This is a genomic window from Cryobacterium sp. TMS1-13-1 (assembly GCF_004403125.1).
Classification (GTDB): Bacteria; Actinomycetota; Actinomycetes; order Actinomycetales; family Microbacteriaceae; genus Cryobacterium; species Cryobacterium levicorallinum.
This window is the reverse complement of the sequence record NZ_SOGX01000008.1, coordinates 152,149-173,429: the sequence shown is the minus strand read 5'-3', so window position 1 is coordinate 173,429 and position 21,281 is coordinate 152,149. Positions and strand designations below refer to the sequence as shown.

Annotated in this window: 15 protein-coding genes and 1 pseudogene; 6 read left to right on the top strand and 10 right to left on the bottom strand. The window is 60.3% G+C overall.

Annotation, left to right across the window (positions count from 1 at the left end):
- Positions 1–313: 313 nt before the first annotated feature.
- The 3 genes and pseudogenes from E3T31_RS07680 to E3T31_RS07670 form a co-directional block, all read right to left on the bottom strand.
- Positions 314–1,302 (bottom strand): annotated as a pseudogene (locus E3T31_RS07680) (beta-ketoacyl synthase N-terminal-like domain-containing protein).
- Positions 1,303–1,439: 137 nt separating this feature from the next.
- The gene (locus E3T31_RS07675) at positions 1,440–2,123 is read right to left on the bottom strand and encodes an ABC transporter ATP-binding protein (protein WP_134468205.1); all 684 of its coding nucleotides are present in this window, start codon (positions 2,121–2,123) and stop codon (positions 1,440–1,442) included.
- Positions 2,120–4,831 (bottom strand): branched-chain amino acid ABC transporter permease/ATP-binding protein, encoded by a 2,712-nt coding sequence (locus tag E3T31_RS07670; protein ID WP_134468204.1) that lies wholly within the window; start codon positions 4,829–4,831, stop codon positions 2,120–2,122. The genes E3T31_RS07675 and E3T31_RS07670 overlap by 4 nt, the downstream gene beginning before the upstream one ends.
- Positions 4,832–5,210: 379 nt before the next feature.
- On the opposite strand from E3T31_RS07670, the gene E3T31_RS07665 reads away from it, so the two are divergent.
- Positions 5,211–7,304 carry a hydantoinase/oxoprolinase family protein gene (locus E3T31_RS07665; protein ID WP_158251672.1) on the top strand — a complete coding sequence of 698 codons (2,094 nt, stop codon included), beginning with the start codon at positions 5,211–5,213 and terminating at the stop codon, positions 7,302–7,304.
- Between the two features lie 21 nt (positions 7,305–7,325).
- Complete coding sequence (locus E3T31_RS07660; protein ID WP_092448047.1) at positions 7,326–9,530, top strand: hydantoinase B/oxoprolinase family protein; 2,205 nt, start codon at positions 7,326–7,328, stop codon at positions 9,528–9,530.
- Between the two features lie 216 nt (positions 9,531–9,746).
- Here the strand turns inward: E3T31_RS07660 and E3T31_RS07655 are convergent, their stop codons facing one another.
- From E3T31_RS07655 to accB, 5 genes are read right to left on the bottom strand one after another with little or no spacing between them, the layout of a single operon-like run.
- Positions 9,747–10,670: a cyclase family protein gene (locus E3T31_RS07655; RefSeq protein WP_134468203.1), complete on the bottom strand. Its 924-nt coding sequence runs from the start codon at positions 10,668–10,670 to the stop codon at positions 9,747–9,749.
- A 15-nt stretch (positions 10,671–10,685) separates the two neighbouring features.
- Positions 10,686–11,513 carry an enoyl-CoA hydratase-related protein gene (locus E3T31_RS07650; protein ID WP_092448045.1) on the bottom strand — a complete coding sequence of 276 codons (828 nt, stop codon included), beginning with the start codon at positions 11,511–11,513 and terminating at the stop codon, positions 10,686–10,688.
- A gap of 4 nt (positions 11,514–11,517) precedes the next feature.
- Entirely contained in the window at positions 11,518–12,990 is a 1,473-nt protein-coding gene (locus E3T31_RS07645) for a carboxyltransferase (RefSeq protein ID WP_092448044.1), read from the bottom strand.
- Between the two features lie 60 nt (positions 12,991–13,050).
- Positions 13,051–14,409: an acetyl/propionyl/methylcrotonyl-CoA carboxylase subunit alpha gene (locus E3T31_RS07640; protein WP_134468202.1), complete on the bottom strand. Its 1,359-nt coding sequence runs from the start codon at positions 14,407–14,409 to the stop codon at positions 13,051–13,053.
- A 4-nt stretch (positions 14,410–14,413) separates the two neighbouring features.
- A complete protein-coding gene (accB, locus tag E3T31_RS07635) occupies positions 14,414–14,923 on the bottom strand; it encodes an acetyl-CoA carboxylase biotin carboxyl carrier protein (RefSeq protein ID WP_166788421.1) in 510 nt (169 codons plus the stop codon).
- A 211-nt stretch (positions 14,924–15,134) separates the two neighbouring features.
- On the opposite strand from accB, the gene E3T31_RS07630 reads away from it, so the two are divergent.
- The 3 genes from E3T31_RS07630 to E3T31_RS07620 are packed head-to-tail and all read left to right on the top strand — an operon-like array spanning position 15,135 to position 16,847.
- On the top strand, positions 15,135–15,827 hold the full coding sequence (locus tag E3T31_RS07630) for a 3-oxoacid CoA-transferase subunit A (RefSeq protein WP_092448041.1): 693 nt from the start codon (positions 15,135–15,137) through the stop codon (positions 15,825–15,827).
- On the top strand, positions 15,824–16,483 hold the full coding sequence (locus E3T31_RS07625; protein WP_198416992.1) for a 3-oxoacid CoA-transferase subunit B: 660 nt from the start codon (positions 15,824–15,826) through the stop codon (positions 16,481–16,483). The genes E3T31_RS07630 and E3T31_RS07625 overlap by 4 nt, the downstream gene beginning before the upstream one ends.
- A gap of 1 nt (position 16,484) precedes the next feature.
- The gene (locus E3T31_RS07620) at positions 16,485–16,847 is read left to right on the top strand and encodes a nuclear transport factor 2 family protein (protein ID WP_134468199.1); all 363 of its coding nucleotides are present in this window, start codon (positions 16,485–16,487) and stop codon (positions 16,845–16,847) included.
- Positions 16,848–16,916: 69 nt separating this feature from the next.
- Here the strand turns inward: E3T31_RS07620 and E3T31_RS07615 are convergent, their stop codons facing one another.
- Positions 16,917–17,543: a TetR/AcrR family transcriptional regulator gene (locus E3T31_RS07615; RefSeq protein WP_134468198.1), complete on the bottom strand. Its 627-nt coding sequence runs from the start codon at positions 17,541–17,543 to the stop codon at positions 16,917–16,919.
- 190 nt (positions 17,544–17,733) lie between these two features.
- Here E3T31_RS07615 and E3T31_RS07610 point away from each other — a divergent pair, with 190 nt between their 5' ends.
- Positions 17,734–19,803 carry a 3-hydroxyacyl-CoA dehydrogenase NAD-binding domain-containing protein gene (locus E3T31_RS07610; protein WP_134468197.1) on the top strand — a complete coding sequence of 690 codons (2,070 nt, stop codon included), beginning with the start codon at positions 17,734–17,736 and terminating at the stop codon, positions 19,801–19,803.
- On the opposite strand, the gene E3T31_RS07605 is transcribed toward E3T31_RS07610, so the two are convergent.
- Complete coding sequence (locus tag E3T31_RS07605; protein ID WP_166788419.1) at positions 19,796–21,256, bottom strand: class I adenylate-forming enzyme family protein; 1,461 nt, start codon at positions 21,254–21,256, stop codon at positions 19,796–19,798. The two genes, E3T31_RS07610 and E3T31_RS07605, sit on opposite strands and share 8 nt — an antisense overlap.
- Between the last annotated feature and the right edge of the window lie 25 nt (positions 21,257–21,281).

Here is a 21,281-nt window from a genome sequence, read left to right as displayed (position 1 = left end):
TTGGGAACGACAGAAGGACAGGCCGGCCACCACCTCATGAAGGCCGCCGGACCCTGCACAGTTCACGATGCGGCTACCATCCTCGGGCGAACCGCCAGAACACAGAATCCCACCATCGGAGGGAAGAAACCCAAAGATGCCAGTCAGTTAGCGTCGGCGGTGACGTGGGAGATGCTGTTGAGGCAATTCAGGCCGGCCTCGAAGGCAGCCGTCCCTTGCGTCGGGCTTCCGCCTCAGAAGCGGAGTTGCTGTAGCCAAACCTCTGGAGAACTGAAGGTTCTCGTCGCGGCGAGTTCGAGTCCCATTGTGGTCATCAGACACGCTCCAGGATCAAGGCCGAGCCCTGGCCGACGCCCACACACATCGTGGCGAGGCCATGCCGGGCGTTTTCACGTTCCATGCGTCCGAGGAGAGTAACGACGAGTCGCGCCCCACTCGATCCGAGCGGATGCCCGAGGGCTATCGCGCCGCCGTCGCGGTTCACGATCTCGTCGTCAAGGTCGAGGCGCCGGATGCACGCCAGCGCTTGGGTGGCGAAGGCCTCGTTCAGCTCGATCGCGCCCAGGTCCTCCACCCGCAGTCCCGTTCGAGCGAACACCTTCTGGGTAGCCGCAACCGGACCCAGCCCCATGATCTCCGGCGCGGGCCCTCATACACGAACACCTCGCCGGCCTTCGTCGGCACGCCGACGATCTCGTCCACGAAATGACCGGCATCAATCGCCGCCGCCCGCTGCTGACTGCGAAGGGCGAGGGCATCCGCCTCATCACGGGTGATGCCGTCGATGCGAGCGACCTCCTCCGCCGTTTCCGACATCGAAAACGTGGCCTTATCCCGCGCCGCCAACTTCGGGTTGATGAAGCGCCACCCGATGGACGTATCGAACTGCGCACCGGGCTTCACCCACGCCCGGTCCGGCTTACCCTGAACCCAGGGCGCCCGCGTCATCGATTCCACACCGCCGGCCACCATCACGTCGGCCTCGCCGGCGCGAATGGCCTGCGCCGCCATCGTGATCGCCGACAAACCCGACGCACACAGGCGATTGACCGTGATCCCCGGCACGTGATCGGGCAGACCGGGCAGAAGAGCCGCCATCCGCGCCACATTACGGTTGTCCTTCCCGGCCTGCGTGGCAGCGCCGAAAATGATGTCGTCAATCAGGGCCGGATCGATCCCGGCACGACGCACCGCCTCCGCCACCACGATCGCCGCGAGGTCATCCGGACGCACCCCCGCCAGCACCCCACCATATCGACCGACGGGCGTTCGTGCTCCTCCAACGAGGTAAGCCTCTGCCACGTCCTCTCCTGACGACGATGCAATTATGGGGTCTGTGCCGTGGCAGTCTGTTTGACTCGGCTGAGAATATCAGCGTGTGTCAGCAAGCTGACGGGATGGTTCTCGGTCCGCAGTCCAACGGCCGGGCCGGTCGCTCGTCAGGCCGAGAGATAGGCGTTCTCGATGTCTTCAATGCGGTTCTTCGCCTCGGCAATCGGAAGGTCTAGTTCGACTCGCCCGCGCCTCATGACGTAGACGTGGTCAACGTAGTCGAGTGCCTTCCGAACGTGTTGTTCAACGAGGAGAACACCCAACCCTGTCTCAGACGCCGCAGTGCGCAACGCCTTGAAGAGGCGTGTTACGACGAGCGGGGCGAGACCGAGTGACAGTTCGTCGGCCAGAATCAGATTGGGTCCTCGCACCATGGCCCGACCGAGCGAGAGCATCTGCTGCTCGCCTCCCGAGATGAGTCCGGCCTTAATGCGCAAACGTTTCTCAAGTTCTGGGAAGAGCGCGAGCACGGTGGGAATGTCTACACCGCCGACTCGGAGGTTTTCCTCAACGGTCAGCCCCTTGAAAACGGACCGTTCTTCCGTGACATACGAGAGCCCATTGCGTGCACGCTGGTACAAAGGGGCTGTGGTTGCGCTGTCGTTAATCGCCACACTTCCCGCCAGGACGCCGATGGCCCCGCTGATGGCCTTGAGCGTGGTTGACTTTCCCGCACCATTTGCCCCGAAGAGAGCGGTGACGGTTCCCGATTCAACGGTCAGGTTGATGTTTTCCACAACGGGTTGGGTGCCGTATCCAGCGCTCATCCCGATAACGTCAAGTGCGCTCATCGATTCATTCCTTCCGTGATTTCTTCCGACGAGGGAGCTCCGAGGTAGGCCTCGAGAACAAGGCTGTCCCCGCGAACTTCAGCGGGGCTTCCTTCGGCGATCTTCTTTCCGAAGTCGACGACAACGATCTCGTCGCACAGACCCATGACGAAGTTCATGTCATGCTCCACGAGCAGGACTCCTATGCCCCAGTTCTTTGCGAGTTTTCGAACCATTTCTGCGAGCTCCGCCGATTCGACATCGCCCAATCCGGCTGCGGGCTCGTCCAGCAGCAAAATGCTGGGTTCGATGGCAACAGCGCGGGCGAGAGCGACAAGTCGACGCTTGCCGTAGGGCAGGTTCTCAACCACCGTGTCGAGTTCATCAGCGAGGTCGAACTCACGGATCGCTTCGATTGTGGCCGGGGAGAGTCGCGGTTTGCTCGGCCGAAAGATCTCCAGGAAGTATGAACCCGACTCGAATGGATCGGCAGCCGTAAGCAGATTGTCGAGAACGGTACAGTCTTCGAAAAGCTCAAGAGACTGGAATGAACGGCTGACTCCGGCCCGTGCTCGACGCATGGCCGAGAGATCATTCATCTTGACTCCATCGAGGATGACATCGCCCTCGGTCTGCGGGGCGAAACCGGTGATCGCATCGATGATGGAGGTCTTTCCGGCACCGTTGGGCCCGATCAGGCCGAGAACCTGCCCAGGGCGGACCGTCAGGGTCACGCCTTCCACGGCGACCGTTCCGCCGTATCGAACGGTCAGGTTCCTGACTTCCAATACCTTCTGGCTGACGCGCACCGGAGCTGCGTTGGGGACCATCAGCTCCCTGGAGGAATGCGCCTTGGCATCACGGGCCAGCTTGGGCAGAAGTCCCTTGAACAGCGTCGACATTTCCTTGGCAACACCGTTCTGGTTCTGGATCACGAAGAAGATGATCAGCACACCGCTGACGAGGGGCAGGAACGTGCTGAACTCTCCTGGGATTGCGTTCAGGAGCGCGGCACCAATGGATCCCGGAGCCAGCGTTGCGCCAAAGAGCGGGCCGAGGAGGAATCCGATTCCGCCAATCATCGCCCAGCCCACAGCCGAAATCGAGTTGAAGCTCGTGAAGGTCGAACCGAAGACGATCGATTCGCTGCGGAACGCGAGGATGATACCGCCGCACGCCGCTATGCCGGCAGCGACACCGAAGGCGTACAGCTTGGCTGACGTGATGCTGATTCCGAGTGCGGCGGCGGCTCGTTCATTCGTTCGCACCGCAATGAGCTTGCGGCCGCTTCGGCCGCGACGGATGTTGCCCACGACCAGGGTCATCAGGAGCAGGAGCCCCAAGGCCACGAGTCCATATCGCTCGGGATGAACGATGGCGCTGATGTTGAGGCCGAAAAGCCGGGGTTGCCCGATTTGGGTCCCGAAAAAGCCGCCCGTCAGGAAGTCGCTGTTGAAGACCATGAACTCGAGAGTCGTGCCCAACCCGAGAGTGACAACGGCCAGGGTGATCCCCCGGGTTCGCACCGCGGGGAGCGCAATGAGAATTCCGACCGGAATGGTGGCCAAGATGCCGGAGATGAGAGCCACTTCGAAGGAGACATGCCAAATGGAAACCATCCGACCGGCGATGAATGCGCCAAAACCTGCCATCGCAAATTGGGCCAGCGAAATCTGTCCGGCATAGCCGGTAAGAAGCACGATGGACAGCGTGATCATGGCCGCGGCAATGGTGATGGTCAAGGCATCCTGCCAGCGAGGCGGAACGGCGATGATCAGGATTGCGGCAGCAACGAGAACAGGAACGACGATTCTCCAGCGGATGCGTCCCGAGCCAACCAGGGGAAGCTTCTGGAAGATGTAATCGCGGAGCGGAAGAGACTTGCCCCGCACCAGCAGGATGATGACGATGGCGACAAGGGGAAGCGAGTCCGCCAGCCCTGGGATGTCTGCTGAGAAGCGTCCCACAGCGGTCTGCATCATGCCGATGACGAGCCCTGCCACCAGTGCGATCGGGAACGAACGGAAGCCGGCAATCAGCGCCGTCGCCATGGCCGCAAGTACAAGGTTCGTCATCACCGAGACCTGAAGGGTGATGATGGGCGAAACGAGGATTGCGGCAAGACCGGCCAGTGCGGAACCAACGGCCCAGTTGATCATGGCGATGCGATCAGACGACCAGCCCAGGGTCGAGGCCGCCAATTCATTTTCAGCCACCGCTGAGGTGCCGAGTCCGAATCGTGAGTATTTGTAGACAGCCCAGAGGATGACCGTCAAGACCACGGCGATGACGACCATGATGAGTCGGTCCCAAGGAAGAACTATCGATCCGGATAGGGGAATGACGCCTTGGGGCAACTCGGGCGTCACGAATGTCGTTCGGCCGCCGTATTTCAAGACTGCGAGGGACTGCAGGGTGAGCAGGATCCCGAGGGTCGCCACGATTCGCGCCAGCGGCGAGGCGTTCTTGAGCCGGCGCATGATGACGACCTGCACGAGAACACCGACAATTCCCGAAGCGGCGATGCCGATCAATGCCGATACCAGGAAGGGAAGCTCGAACGTCGTGCGAGCCTCGTAATAGACGTAGGCCCCGAGCATGCCGACGGCACCCTGCGCAAAATTGAGAACACCCGAACCTCGGTAGATGAGAACAAGACCTTGCGAGGCAAGTGAGTACATTGCACCCAGCCCAAGGCCGATCAGTGCAAACCGCAGAACTTCTTCCATCAGGTCCTTCTTCCATCAAATTCAGATTCAACAAAAGGCCGGAAGGGCATGAAGCTCCTTTCGATCCTCATTGATCGGGGTTGGACAGGGGTCAACGCGCGACCTGCTGCACGATCCCACAGGCTACCTGATATTTCTACCAATCGTATGGTGGAAAGTCAACTATTGTTTCTACTCGATCACGCCGGGATTCTCTGGCCGGCATCCCTGCGGAAACAAACTGTAATTCAAACAAACGCTTGACAGATTTATCTCGCCTTTGCGACACTTATCGAGAGCTTACAGACCCGTCGTTTCCGCGCAAGCGGTCGAAGCGCAACAGGGCAAATGTGATCATGACGCAGCGAGGCGTTGCTATGAAATGGAGAACACAAGGACTATGAAATCGCAGCTGGTTGAAAAAGGTGACTATGCCGTTGGAGTCGACGTCGGGGGGACCCATACCGACCTCGTCCTCTCGGGGCCCAATGGTCTCGTACGCAGTAAGTCGTTCACGACACATGGTGATTACAGTGTCGGCATCTTCAATGCGCTTGAGCTTGCAGCGAACCAGCTCGGCCAGGAACGCGATGAAGTTCTTGCCCAATGCCATGCGTTCATCAACGGTTCAACTATTGTCACCAACGCCATCACCGAGTTGCGTGGTGCCAAAGTAGGCGTGCTCATCACACGCGGATTCAAGGACACGTTTCGTCTGGCCAGCGGCGCCCGCCGCGTTGAATACGACGACCATCTCCAGACTCCCCCGCCGGACGTCGTTGCGCGGGACTGCATTGAAGAAATAAGTGAACGCGTGATGAGCAATGGCGAGATCGCCGTTCCCCTCGATGAAGTCGAAGTCCGTGCCGCCGTCCGTCGTCTTCGCGACAATGGTGTTGAAGCCATTGCAATTTGCTACCTGTGGTCGTTCAGCGACGGCACGAACGAGAAGCGAACCCGCGAGATTGTTCTCGAAGAGATCCCCGGCATTTTCATCACCCTCTCTTCTGAGGTTCACCCCGTCGTCGGCGAGTATCCGCGATTCATGACCGCGGTTTTCAACTGCCTGTCCCACCGGGCAACGACACGATATGTCGAAGGCCTGCAGACACAGCTCGGCAATGCGGGTTTCACCGGCACCCTCACCTTCTTTCAGGGAATCGGTGGATCCGTCGGCGCCGAGGCCGTTCAGGCCAAGCCTGTCACCCTGATGCAATCCGGCCCGGCGGGCGGCGTGATGGGGGCCCGGCACGCTGCCGCCCGACTCGGACTGACGAATATCTTCGTCGGTGACATGGGTGGAACGAGTTTCGACACGGCGGTTCTCCCCAACCTCGAGCCGTCCATCGCCAAGCAGGCAACATTCGGACCGTTCCACACCGGAATCAACATGTTGGACATCGTCTCAGTCGGCGCCGGCGGCGGCAGCGTGGCATGGCTCGACGGACGAGGCGTTCCCCAGGTGGGCCCGCACAGCGCGGGTTCCGAGCCCGGCCCCGCCTGCTACGGACGCGGCGGAACAGAACCGACGGTTACCGATGCGAACGTCATCCTGGGGTTGATCGATCCAGGAAACTACCTCAATGGTCGCCACCAGCTCAGCGTCGCGGATGCGTCAGCAGCTGTGAAGAACCGAATTGGGGATCCGCTGGGCTGGGATGTCAAGCAAGCCGCAGCAGGCATCTATGACCTTGCCGTCATCGAAATGGCTAATGCACTGCGTGTGGTCAGCATCGAACGAGGCCATCACCCTCGTGATTTCACGTTCTTCTCGTACGGGGGAGGGCTCGGCTTGTTTGCCGTGGAAATCTGCCGCCGATTGGGCTGCCCCAGTATCGTCATCCCCGATAATTCCTCGGCGTTTTCCGCGTATGGCGTTCTGATCGCGGACTACGTGCGTCAGTACGAGCAAACAGTCAACTGGGATCTCAGCGACCCAAGCCAGGCCGATCGGATCAACGAAGCCATGGCGGTCATGCTCAGCCAGGCCAAGCACGACGCTGGTCTCGAGGGGATTGCTCCAGAGGATCTCTCGGTTGAACGAAGCGGTGATTTCCGTTTCCTCGGACAGACATATGAAGTGACCGTTCCTTTGCAGGACGTGGATTTCGTTCCAGCCGACGCTGCTCGCCTCGCGGAGGATTTCCCTCGCGTCTACGAGCGCAACTACGGCGAAGGAACGGCATGGAAGGGCTCACCTGTTGTTCTCATGACCCTCTCGACCCGTGTCATCCACCACCGCCCGAAGCCGACTGAGCGTCAGCAGGCGGTTGTCGTCGGGGCTCCCACGCCGCAGCCTGTCGGCGAACGCTCCGTCTTTCTGCCCAGCGAGCGACGCGACGCAGTGCTCCCCATCTACGCCGAAGCAGACCTCATCCCCGGCGCCGTGGTCAACGGCCCCTGCATCGTTGACGTCGGAGATACGACAATCTACGTACCCGAAGGCTCCGAATGTGGCCGTGACCAGTACTTCAATTTCACGCTCACCGCGTAAAGAACCAGAGAGAAGACAGTCATGAATTCTGCAAAGACGCAGGGAACCCTCGAATACGATCTAATCGATGTCGAGGTTCACCAGAAGTCGATTCGCAACATTGCCAACGAAATGGCCATCACCCTGATGCGGACATCGGGTTCCCCGGTCGTCACCGACGCCAAAGACTTCAGCACCTGCATCCTGGATGCAAACGGTGAGCAGCTCGCGTTCTCGGGATTCGTCTCGTTCCACGTCAGCACCGCTCTCCTGGGCGTTCAGGCCGTTATGCGTCGAGTCGACCCCGCCAACCTTCGGCCCGGCGACGCCTTCGCCTGCAACGACCCGCACACCTCCGGCGCCGTGCACCAGGGCGACGTGGGTATCGTTATGCCCTTCTTCTTCGAGGACAAGCTCGTGGCCTGGGGCTATGTGAACGAACACGTCCTCGACATCGGCGGTTCTGCCATTTCCGGTTTCGCGCTGGGTGCCGTGGACTCCTTCTCGGAATCCCTCGCGTTCCCCGGAACGCGAATTGCTCGTGATGGCGCCATCGATCCTGAATGGGAAGGTTTCATCGCTAATAACGTACGCATGGCGGGAACAGTCCTCAATGACATTCGCAGCATGATCGCCGCCAACAACGCCGGCCAACGCCGTCTCGAAGCGACATTGGCTGAAATCGGCCTTGACCGCTTCACAACGTTGAACGAAGAGAGCAAGCGGCTCTCTGAGATCGGCCTGCGTGCCATCATCAAGTCAATGCCGGACGGCACGTATGACAGCAGCGACTGGGTCGAATTCGACGCCCGCGGCATTGAAGAACTCCACGAAATTCACTGCCGCCTCATCGTGGAAGATGATGAGATAACACTGCAATTCCGCGGTGGACCTCAGACGGATTCATTCGTCAACGGTGTCGAACCGTCGGTTCTCGGCCAGTCGTGGACGACGATCTTAGCGCAGCTGGCCTATGACATCCCCATCAATGCCGGAATTTGGCGTCCGGTCCACTTCGATCTGGGACCCAAGGGTTCCATTGTCAACGCGGTGGCCCCGGCTCCCGTCACGATGTCACACATCCAGACGGGAATGCGCGTCAACAAGTTGCTCATCGATGTGTTCTCCCAGGCCTGCTCCTTCAGCAAGAATCCCGTCATCGGCGCTCGTGTTGCCGGACAGCCTGCCCAGAATCAAACCTATTTCACCGCCTTCGGCGTTGATCGCCGGACAGGGAACCCCACTGTTTCGTTCTCAATGTCCGTGGGTATGTCCTCGGGCGGAGCGGGACAAAGCGTTGGCGACGGCATGGAAATCTATGCCGCACAGGCGATGGCCGGGTGCGACATGCCCGACGTTGAGGCTGAAGAGATGAGCCAGCCCGGAATGATCCTCTGGCGCCGCGTGGAGCCCGACACCGGTGGTGCCGGAGTGTTCCGAGGTGGCAACGGCGTCAACACCTGTCTCGCCATCCTGCACTGTGACCGGATGAATGCCGGCGCCTACACGAACAGCGCCTATGTTCCTCCTCGTGGCGTTGCCGGCGGATTCGCCGGTTCGGCCGGAACGTGGAAGCTTCTTCGCGACACGAACATTCTTGATCTCCTGGAGACGGGAACCTACCCCACTGAAGAATCGCTTCAGGGACACTCCATCCCCGGCCCCACGCAATCCGCGTCGCTCACGCTCAACCGAGGTGACGTCTACACCGTTATCCACGGCGGCGGCGGCGGTGCCGGTGACCCGCTCCTGCGGGAAACGCACCGTGTGAGTGCGGACGTCTCTGACGGCTACGTCTCCGCTGGAGTCGCCCACGATGTCTATGGTGTCGAGCTCGCCGAAAATGGCAGCGTTGATGAGCTCGGAACCATGGCTCTTCGTGAGTCAATCCGTGAAGCGCGAATCGGCGGCAAAGTGAAGCGCCCGATCCTGAGCAACGCGACGGCCTTCGCGCCTCTGGGTATCGTCAATGAGCGCTGGGCCTGCAACATGTGCGGCGAGGACCTAGGCGCCAGTACGGGCAACTGGCGCACCCAGGCGGTGACGAAGGAACAAGAGATTTCCGGCCGTTTCGCGGAGCTCAAGTCGAACGTTCGCAAGCGTGTGCAGTTCGAAGAGGTTGTTCTTCGCGAAAACAGCTGCCCGGGCTGCGCAAGTTCGCTCGTGGTCGACGTCACCCTGGACGGGCACCCCTTGGTTCAGTCCAGTCGTCCCGGTATCTTCGAGCGGTTCCCCGCGGAAGCGTAACGAACCACACACCACGCACTACAGCCCCGGACCTGAAGGTCCGGGGCTGTAGTGCGTTCGGCCCGCGCGGGGTGTCCGGTTCACGAGCGGAAGCCGGATCAGAACCGGCTTGCGACAACACCCCGATGGGCTGCCATGTTCGCGATCGCGGAGACACGCAGGCGCGCCAAACGACCGCGCCGAGCAGCGAAAGCAGCCAGAGCAGCGGTCGTTCGTCTAGAGAATGGCGAGTGCGTTTGCCGTTGAGCTCGCTCCCCCGGTCAGGGGAAGCGGTGCGGCGGAAAAGAGGAAGTCGTATGCGTTGAGCTCGAAACACCTGTCAGCGAGGGCATCCAGATCGAGGAGCTCTGCCAAGGCGAAGCCCAACCCGGGGATCAGTCGCCGGTGAAGCGAGCCATTGCGAGGATCGCCAGGAGCGCTCTCCACAGCGGGGTTGTCCGATGCGACGGCAGCAACCTTGTTGTCCCAGAGGAATCGCGCCATTGCCTCGGTGGACGCTATTCCGGCAAACTGGTCTCCGACGCGGGAGACATCTCCGTCGGTGGAAGCTCGACGTCGATATTCACCCATCCACCCGGTGCGAACACAGAGGATATCTCCGGGCTGCAGATGCTGTCCTTGCCAGGCGATGATGTCGGCGATTTCAGACGCTTCAACGGCGTCCTCCACGAACGGGTCCCACGCGATATTCTGCGCGGCCCGATACCGAACGACGTCGACGAGCAATCCGCGGCCAACGATGCCGTGCTGGGCCCAGTGGTGCATTCCCAATGTTGTTCGGGCTTCGTCGCCGTCGGTGATGCCACCGTAGAATCCGAATTCTCGGGCCCGGATGTGGGTTAGGCCGTCCCATTGTGATGCGGACTGAGGATTGAAATCGTTCAAGGTGTCTTCGAACGTGTTCTTCCCGGTCTCCGTCACGAGATGCCCCAGGCTGGGGCGGCCGAAGAGGGGCGGTGCGAAGTCGTCGAAGGGAACATTGAGAGAAATCGTCTCCCCCGTACGGACGGCATGGCTGGCCTCGAGCGTGGCCGCCGGGCTCAGAAACGCGAGCGTTCCCAACGAAACGGGAAGGACCCCCCACGAGTGCTTGATGCCGATGGTGCCGATTTCAGGGAGGTCATCGAATGCGGGAATCATGGGATCCGTTCTTGGCTAGAATTTCATTTCGCCGGAGTTGAAGTGAGCGATGGCGCCCTTGAGGCCACGTTCCTTGATGAGGTTCTGCAGGAGCTGAACCTCGGGCGTGAGATGGAGGAGCGCATCTGTTTCGGCGCCCATCCGCCCGATCGTGACGAGACCCTGAAGTTCGGAAACCCGATTAATGGCCTCCTTCTTGAGCTTCAGAATCGCCGTCGGCGTGCGAGCGATGGAGACCGCGAGCGCTCGCACGTGTTCATCCAAAGCATCTGCAGGGACCGCTTCCGTGGCCCAGCCCCATTCGACAGCCGTCACACCGCTGATGCGATGGCCGGCGTCGAAGCTCATGAGCTTTGCGCGCTTGGGACCGACGATGGTGGCCCACAACGGGGAGATGAACCCACCCCCGATGGGAACAGCCGGGGAAGCGGCGATGACGGCATCTTCAGCCACGATGGTGATGTCGGAGAACACACAGAGCTGCGTCGCTCCGGCCATGCAGAAGCCGTGAACGGACGTAATGACAGGAAGCGGGTGGCGCCACACTTTCAGAAACAGATCGATGTTCGCGAGCTGACGGTCACGGTCTTCAACCGGGCTTCGCTCGTGCGCGTAGCCGATTTCATTAGAGTCCGAACCGACGTCGTAGCCCGCCGAAAATGCTCGGCCGCTGCCCCTGAGGACGATGACCCTGCTGTCTGACGTTGCCAGGAAATCCAACGCGTGGCCTAGTTCTTCCAAGAGCTGATCATTCAGGGCATTCAGCCGATCAGGCCGGTTGAACGTGATCCAGGCGACGTTGTCTTCCTCGAGGAGGGTGATGGCTTCGTAGTCTGCGGTCATGGCCTTACTTGCTTCCGGTCAATTTGCTGAGGTGAACGCTGAAGTCAGGAGATGACACCGAGAAGGCTGTGGCCGTGCTCTTCTCTCCGACCAAGTCCACGATGTTCTCGACGATCCTGTTTGCACTCCGGCGAGGGTCCTTGCGCACAGGTCCCGCCGCGAGGGTCTTGTTCACCTCATCTTCGGAGTTCATGTAGCGAAGCAGCAGCTCCTCGTCCGAGATCCCGGCGGCAAAGCGCGAACGAATCTCCTTCAGGCTGGGCTCGGGGCGCTCCCACTGGGCAATTTGCTTGGCGCGCGCACTGGAGAGAACGCGGTCGCGCACGTTCTGGTTCACGGTGCCGTGGATGGGCCCATAGTGACCGAGAAGGTAGTGGATGACCTCGTCAGGAACCAGGCTGTAGGGGTCGCCCGTAACAATATTGAGCACCGCTTGTATTCCGACGAACTGGGAGAACGGAGTAGCCATGATCGGTTCGCCGAAATCCAAACGAACCTGAGGGATCGCGTTCAGGACCTCATTCAGCCGGTGAGCCATCCCATGCTTGCCGAGCTGGTTGATGAGCGTGCCCGTCATGCCACCGGGAAGCTGGTGATCGTAGATCCGGGGGTCGAACTCGGCAGGCACTCCAAGTAAGTGGTTTCCGGCCTTGGCTGCTCGAATGAAATTCTCGGCAACGGGCGCAAACATGTTCCGGTCGAGCGAATGGGTGTGGCCCATGTATTCGACGATGTCGACCATGCTCTCCGTCGACGGAAGAGATGCCCCATTGGCGAGAGGGCGTGACGCGGTGTGGATACGGTTAAAACCGCTCTCAATCCCCACCATGTAGTTGTGCTGGGCCATCCCGGCGTTGTTATGGCAGTGAAGCTCAAGAGGCATATCGCCGGCCGCCGCGCGGATTGCCGGCAACAGGGTCTTTGCGCGTTCCGGTTTCAGAATGCCGGGCGCATCCTCTACATAGATGGAACGCACTCCTGCCCACGATGCCATTTCCTTTGCTTGGGCGGCGAAGAACGCGTCGTCGTGAATCGAGGTCAAGCCGTACATGATCGACGGGAGCGCCTCCCCGCCAGCCGCGGCAATCACATCGACCAAGCGCTTCATCACCGGGAGGTCGAAGGCACAGTCGTAAATCCAAAAATTCTCAACGCCGTGCTTGATCAGCGTTTGGACCCACAGGTCGATGATCGATTCAGGGGCGCGGGCGAATCCCATCACGCTGTGGGTGCGCATTCCGCAGCGCGTTTTGTTGCCCGGCAGGCCCTTGACGAGGAAGTCCATCGTGTCCCATGGATCGTCGTTGAACTCCCGAACGAGGACGGTGAAGACACCTGGGCCCGTCAGATCAATGGTCTCGAATCCCGTCTTGGCCAGGTACGGCAGGGCATCTGCGGCATCGTAGGCGCGCATCCGCAATCCCCAGAGGCTCTGAGTTCCATCGCGCAGGGTCTGGTCTACAAATTCGACATTCATGCTATTTCCTTCGAAGCGTCGGGGCATGCACACATAGTGAGCGGTGACAAGGGAACGTGCTTAGGCTGCGGGCCGGGCCGGAAGAAATGATTCTTCAAGCCATTTGGTGGTGATGGGTTGGGTGCGGAAAGTCTCGTTACGCATAATGTCGAGCTGAAGGTCGATTGTCGTGTCGACGCCGCGAACGGTCGCTTTGGCCAGCGCGCGGGCCATCAGGTCTACTGCCTGCCGTCGGTCGGGCGCATGAACGATTATCTTCGCGATCAGCGAGTCATAGTAAGGGGGCACGTGAGCTCCGTTGTGTGCGTAGGTATCCACGCGAATGCCCGTGCCCTGAGGCATCGTCCACTCCTCGATCAGTCCGGGGTTGGGCAGAAAATTATTGCGAGAATTCTCGGCGTTAATCCGGCACTCGATGGCATGCCCGGTAATAGAAACATCCTCTTGCGAAAACGACAGGGGCAAGCCTTGGGCGATACGAATCTGTTCGCGCACGATGTCGATTCCCGATACTGCCTCAGTGACGGGATGCTCAACCTGAACTCGGGCATTCACCTCCAGAAAGACGAAGGCGTTTCTTTCTACGTCAACCAGGAACTCGGCTGTTGCTGCCCCGACATAGTTGAGGGCTGTCGCCAGGTCAACTGCAGCCTGCCTGATCCGGATGATGAGGTCATCCGGAAGACCGACACTGGGTGCCTCCTCGATGATCTTCTGGTATCGACGCTGCGCTGAGCAGTCACGTTCGCCGAGGTGGCAGACGGTCCCCTGGGAGTCGGCGAGGATCTGAATCTCAATGTGTCGAGCCTTCTCGATGTAGGGCTCGAGATAGAGGGTTCCGTCACCGAAGGCACGCAGTGCCTCGGTGCTCGACCGGACAAAACCCTGGCTGAGGTCATCGGGATTCCTCACGACCGTCATTCCACGTCCACCACCGCCGGCCGACGCTTTGAGCAGGAGAGGGTATGCGTTCAAGTGCTCGGCCGTCCGGATCGCGTCTTCGACGCTGGTCAGCCCCGGAGATCCCTTGCCCGTGGGAATACCAATGGACTCCGCCACCGCGCGTGCCTGAAGCTTGTCGCCCGCGCGACGCATGACCTCAGCCGGAGGCCCGATGAACGTGATCCCGTTTTCTTCACAGGCGTCAACAAGAGTCGGCCGCTCGGAAAGAAACCCATAGCCAGGGTGGAGTGCATCGCAATTCGCGTGACGCGCCGCTGCCACGACCCGTTCAACGGAGAGGTAGCTTTCCCCCGCTGCTGCCGGCCCGATGACGACGATTCGATCTGCGAGTTTGGCCCCGAGCGAATCAACGTCGGCGGCCGAGACGGCGAGGACACTCTCGATATTTTCGTCGAAGCAAGCCTTGATGATACGAACGGCGATTTCACCGCGATTGGCAATCAGAATGCTGCGCACGGGGTCAGTTCGCGGTGACGTCAACGCTGAACAGGGGTGTTCCATATTCAACGGTCGCCCCGTTTTCGGCATGCACAGCCGTCACGATCCCGGTGACCGTGGAGGCAACGTTGTTCATCAGCTTCATGATTTCAACGATGCACACCGTGTCCCCGACCTCGACGCGCTGACCGACCTCAATGAAGGGAGTGGCGCCGGGTTCGGGGGAACGCCACAGAACCCCAATGCTGGGTGCCGTGATGGCGAAGTCCGTGGCATTGGCCGGAGCGTATGCCGTTGCTGCCGGCGAGGACGGAATCGGAGCGGAAACCGCCACTGCGGGGGCCGCAACAGGGGCGACGACCGGCTCCGCGACCGGTGCAGGAGTCGTCATCGCGGTTGATCCGCCGGGAAGGTGGGCGCCGTTACGAGCAACGGAAATCTTTACGTCGCCGACGCTCACGACGGCCTCATCCCAGTCCGATTCGTGCAGGGCTGCGACGATGCTATTGATATCAGCGGACGAAAGACTCACTGTGGGCTCCTTTGCCATTCTCGGTCTGCCGGATTAAGACCGACGTGCTTGAATCAAACAATCGGTTGGCAGTTTTAGTATATGGTCACCAGAACAAGGCGGTCAAGCATTGTTGTCAATACGAAGTTCGACATACTGATTCTGGTTTATCGAACAGACGTATGGTTGACTATCTTAAGACCCAGCCAAGAACACGAAGTGAAGGTGTCCGGTGATTGACAAAGAAGTCCACGACGCGGGAGAAGCCGTTTCGGGAATCGAAAACGGCGCCACGATCATGATCGGCGGGTTCGGCCCTCCCGGCCAGCCCATCGCGCTGATAGAGGCACTCCTGAACCGCGGGGTCAGCGACCTCGTGGTCATCAACAACAATGCCGGGGCGGGCGGGGACGCCATCTCCCGACTTTTTGGAGCCGGCCGCGTTCGCAAAGTGATCTGCTCCTTCCCCAAAGCAATTGGCTCCACTGTTTTCGATGAACTTTTTCTCGCCGGCAAGATTGAGCTCGAGCTCGTCCCTCAAGGCAACCTGGCCGAACGCATCCGTGCTGCGGGTGCCGGAATCGGAGGTTTCTTCACCAAGACCGGTTATGGCACAGAGCTGGCCGCGGACAAGGAAGTGCGCCTCATCGACGGGGAACACTACGTGTTCGAGACACCCCTGCATGCAGACTTCGCCCTAATCCGGGCATCCCGAGCAGATCGCTGGGGCAACCTCGTCTACCGCAAGACGGCGAGAAATTTCGGCCCCGTGATGGCTGCCGCAGCCAAGGTAACCATTGCCGAAGTCGATCACGTGGTGGCACTCGGCGAACTGGATCCCGAGATCATCGTGACCCCCGGAATCTATGTGGACCGGTTCATAAGCACGGGCTACGCCCCGACCAACCCGAAAGTGACATCATGAGGCTTTCTCGCCACCAAATTGCAGCACGAGTGGCGAAAGACATCCCCGACGGCGCCTATGTGAACCTCGGTATCGGCGTACCGACACTCGTGGCGGATTATCTACCCGAGGAAAGGGAGATCATTCTCCACACAGAGAACGGGATGCTGGGAATGGGTGGCGCCGCGCTCCCGGGACAAGAAGATGCGGACCTGACCAACGCGGGAAAGGTCTACGTCACCGAAGAGATCGGCGCGTCGTATTTCCATCATGCCGATTCCTTCGCGATGATGCGTGGAGGACACATCGACTTCTGCGTCATGGGTGCCTACCAAGTGTCGGCGCGGGGCGACCTTGCCAACTGGCGCACGAACTCGACCACGTCCATTCCCGGCGTTGGCGGGGCGATGGACCTGGCAGCGGGAGCGAAACACGTCTACGTCGTGATGGACCTCTTTTCTAAGACCGGCGAGAGCAAACTCGTGCAGAACTGCAGCTACCCGCTCACCGGCGCCGAGTGCGTGGAACGGATATACACGGACGTGGCCGTGTTCGACGTCATTCCTGCCGGCGTTCGGATTCTCGAAATCTTCGATGATCTGGATGCGGGTCAGCTCTCGACGCTGGTGGGATTCACCCTCATCGACGCGACAACGTCCGCAACCGTAAGGAACTGACATGCCAACGAACTTCGACATAGCCCGTGCCTACTGGGATGCCGAAATCACGCGAGATCTCGATGCCATAATGGCCTTCTACCGAGACGATGCAACTTTTGTGGCACCGGGTTGGAACCTCCAGGGTCACGACGCCATTCGTGGCTTCTATGCAAACGCGAGCGACCTCTATCCGGGCCTTGAGGTCGCTATCGTGCACGAAACCACATCGGGTGCCGAGTCCGCATTTGAGTGGCAGTCCGTCCTCATCACGTCGGCAGGCATCAGATACCCGCTTCGGGGCATTAACTGCATGACGGTGATCGGCGGCAAGTTCGCCGCCGTCCGGTCTTTCTATGACACGGCGGAACTCACCTCCGCCTGAGCCGGGTTACGTCAGGCGAACGCGGCGCCCTGGCCAGAGTGAGGCAGCCCCTCATCCGGCGGCCGACCGCTAATCGTGCGCGGCCGGTTGGGCTTCCAGCCCGTTGAACGTCAGCTCGACAAGGGCGGAAACGAGCTGTTCGTCCGAGAAGCTCCCCGCACTTCGCGATGGCCAGAAACGAACGTTGTTCATCGCGCCGATCACAAAGCGGGTCAGCAGCCTCGCATCCAGCTGACTGCGAATCTGTCCGCTTTCCTGCGCCGCGGTGATCAGATCACGCACATGCCGTTCAAACTGCAGGCCGCGGTCTTTCGTCAGCGCCTTCCTCTCCCCCGTGAGGTTCCGCGACTCCGTGAAGAAGATGTTGGCGCGTTCAACGTTGGCCAGGTACCACAAGCTCTGTCGCGTCACGTATTCCAGCAACTCGTCGATCGGATCCAGGCCCAAAGCGGCAACCGCGTCGGCGATGACCATTGACTCCGAGTGCGATTCGTCGAGGATGCGAAACAGGAGCTCTTCTTTGGAGGAGAAATAGTGGTAGAGACTGCCCTTGAGCACACCCACGCGATCGGCGACCTCTTGAATTGAGGTGCCGGAATAACCTTTTTCCGACATGACGGAAATAGCTGCAGCGATGACGTTCCCGTCTCTGTTCCGGCCCTCCGCGGAGGGGCGTTCAGATGATTTCGTTTTCATGATTACCCATTTCTCAGCCAGGGCTGACTGCGCCGCGATACCTCTAGTACTTAGAAAGACATACTACCGATTGTTTGGTGTTCAGTCGGTATCTCAAACTTGTTTTTCCACGCGATGACAACCAAATGATTGTTTGATAATATGATCCGTGCACCGCGTATCGATCGGGTGAATTGAAACTAGCTCAAGGATGAGGCATCACCACATGACAGTCGTCTCAATGCTCGTACGCTCCAGTGTGGCGATCATTACCTTGGACAGTCCCCCCATGAACATGGGCAACAGCCTGTTGCGGCGACACCTGCTCGCAGCGCTGGAACTCGTCGCGACCATGTCCGATGTCCGTGCGGTCGTCCTGGCCAGCGGGCGTGCACATTTTTATACAGGTTCTGACATCAAGGAATTCGAGAACGCCATAGAGGCACCCCAACTCCCGACCGTCATCGCAGCGCTGGAGGCACTCCCCTGCCCTGTAGTTGCAGCGCTCACGGGTTTCGTTCTCGGCGGCGGCCTGGAGGTCGCTCTGGGATGCGACGCCAGAATCTCCGATTCCACGGCGGTGCTGGGTCTCCCAGAGGTGACCCTGGGAATCCTCCCCGGCGCCGGCGGCACCGTCAGGCTCCCTCGCCTTGTGGGAGTCGCGGCGGCGATTGACCTCATCTCATCCGGGCGTCACATCACGGCCAGAGAGGCACTCGGCATGGGGCTGGTCGACAGCATCGTCCCCGCAGAGGCCCTCCTTGATTCAGCAATTTCCGCCGCACGGACCATGGCCTCCAAACGACGGACCCTCGATCTGATCCCCCCCGTTGACCCGCCCGATCTCATTGAGCGTGCCGTTGAAAGAGCCTCCGGCCGGGGCCGCGCTCGCCCCAATATCACCCGGGCGGTCGAACTCACTATTGGCTCGCTCACCCGCGACTCAGCCGAGGCTTTAGCCCTCGAGCGTCAGGCGTTTAACGAGCTGCGATCCGGCACCGAAGCGATCAACCTCCGGTATCTATTCTTCGCCACGAGAGCCGCCGCAAAAGGCCTTCGCACAACTGCGACCGCCGCACAACTGTCACATATCGGAATCGCCGGCGCGGGAACAATGGGCTCCTCGATCGCTCAGGTGTGCCGAACGGCGGGCTTCGCGGTCACGCTCTTCGACTCCAACCCAGAGGTACTCGACCGCGCAATGACATCGCTGGCACAGGACCACAGCGACGTAACAAACAACGGCACCATCACCATGACGTTGAATGCCCAGGATCTGGCCACCGCTGACCTAATCATCGATGCCGTTTTTGAAGACATGCAGGTGAAGAAGGACCTTCTGGGGCTTCTTGAAACCGTTGTTTCGTCCACCGTGGTTCTGGCCAGCAATACGTCGTACCTGAATTTGGATGAAATCTCCCAGAGCCTTCGCTATCCGGAGCGCCTGGCCGGCTTTCATTTCTTCAACCCCGCAGAGAAGAATCCACTCGTCGAAGTCATCCGAACACGCTTCACAAACGACGCCACCGCGTCCACCCTGGCGGATCTTATTCGCAAGCTAGGGAAAACCGGCGTTCCGGCGCGGGTCGGTGAAGGCTTCATCGGTAACCGCATTTACACGGACTACCGAGCGCAGGCAGAATTCCTTGTCGAAGAGGGCGCCACACCTCAGGACGTCGACGCTGCCATGGTGGATCTCGGCCTCCCCATCGGCGTTTTCGCCGTGTCGGATATGTCCGGCCTCGACATCGCCTGGGCGCGAAGAAAACGTCTGAGTAGCTCTCGAAATCCGCTCGAGCGTTACGTGACCATCGCCGATTCTCTCTGCGAGCAAGGCCATCTGGGCACCAAGACGGGCGAGGGCTGGTACGTCTATCCCGATGGAGCGAAACGGGGAATACCCAGTGAAAACACCGCGAAGGTCATCGCGGAAAGCCGAGCCGCCCAGTGCATCACGCCTCGCCTTTTTACATCGGCCGAGATCCAGCAGCGCATCATCTCCTCCATGCTGGTCGGAGCCGCAGAAGTTCTCGCGAGCGGCGTTGCTCAGCGCGCCAGCGACATCGACGTGGTGATGACAGCAGGTTTCGCATTTCCCAAAGCGCTGGGCGGCCCCATCCGCTTCGCCGCCGCGCAGTCCCCCACCTGGCTGATGGAGGGGCTCGCAGCGTCCTACCACTCCTGCCCGTTGATCTTCGCCTTGGCCCGGCCTGCGACCACGGGCGTCATGCCCCCAGAAGTTGTCGCCCTGCTGGCCGCAGTGGGCTCTCCCCTCAGCTGACGGCGTTCTCCACTTCCCTGCCTCGGCGCAGATCCAATTTGCGAATCTTGCCGGTGGGAGTCTTCGGCATCACATCGATGACGAAGACATCCTCCGGCACCTTGAACGGCGCAAGCCGGGCCGCCGCCCACGTCAAGAGTTCAGCGCCGGAGACGTTTTCCCCGCGACGCAGCACGACGTACACAACAGGGACTTCGCCGAAGTCGGCATCAACGCGGGCGACTGCTGCGGCCTCACTCACGGCTGGATGGGACGACAGGACGCGTTCGATCTCACCGGGGTAGATGTTCTGTCCACCGCGAATGATCAACTCCCGCTTTCGGTCGACGATGTGCAATCGTCTTTTCTCATCGAAGAGACCGATATCCCCCGTGAGCAACCATCCATCTTCGACGGGGCGCGGCTCAGCAGTCCCCACGTAGTCGCTGAACACGGCTCGACCCCAAACCAGAACTTCGCCGCGGGCGTCTTCACCGGATGGGTCCCGGATCGTGACCCGCACGCCCGGTACGACTGCGCCCGCTGAGAGATAGTCCCCGGTGTTGTTCTCTTTCGTGCCCACGTGGTTCGTACTGACGATCGCGGTGGCCTCCGTCAATCCATAGCCGAAGTAAATATGGGCTCTGGGAAACACCGACCATGCATCGGCTGAGATTTGAGACGGCGACGCAGCGGCGCCGATACCCACCCGCACGTGACCGTCAAAGCGCACGCCGGCTTGATGCAGGCGCGTCACCATGGTGGGGACGAGAGGGATGAATGTGGGCAGGAATTCATTCATTACTTCTTGCAGACGCTCGGGTGAAAAGCGACGAACCAAGCGCAGCGTGGCACCGGTCATCGCCATCATATTAATGCCCTGGTTCAGCGCGTAGGTGTTGAAGACCGGAAGGGTGAGCAGAATGCGATCTTCCTTGCCGATGCCTATCCAACGATAGGTCGCGTCATAGTTGGAGCTGAGGTTTCCCATGGATAGGAGCACGCCCTTGGGACGGCCGGTCGACCCCGATGTCTGCAGGAGGCAGGCGCCAGCGTCAGGGTGAAGAACGGCAGGGGTGGGGATCACGGCGCCCGGCGGCGGCACATCGAACTCCCCCGCGACGACGATGTTTGTTGCGCCGTGAGGAAGCTCTAACGGCGTATCGCTCACGACGATCGTCAGACCGACGAGTGTCACGACTTCGACAACTTCCGGCTCCGTCAACGCCCGATTCAGGGGCATCACGATTCCACCAAGATAGAAAACCGCGTGTTGATAGACGATGAAGTTCGGCGTGCTGTCGATGAACAGGCCCACGCGCGTCCCGATGCCGACAGCGCTCATGAGGCTGGCCGCGACTTGTTGGATCGCGAGGCTGACTTCGCGGTAGCTGTAGGAACGTTCATCGGTGACCAGGCATGCCTTGTCCGGTTGTGAGAAAGCCCAGTCGAGAATTGGCAGAGCCCGGTTCATGCGCGTGCCACCTTCGAGAGCCCCG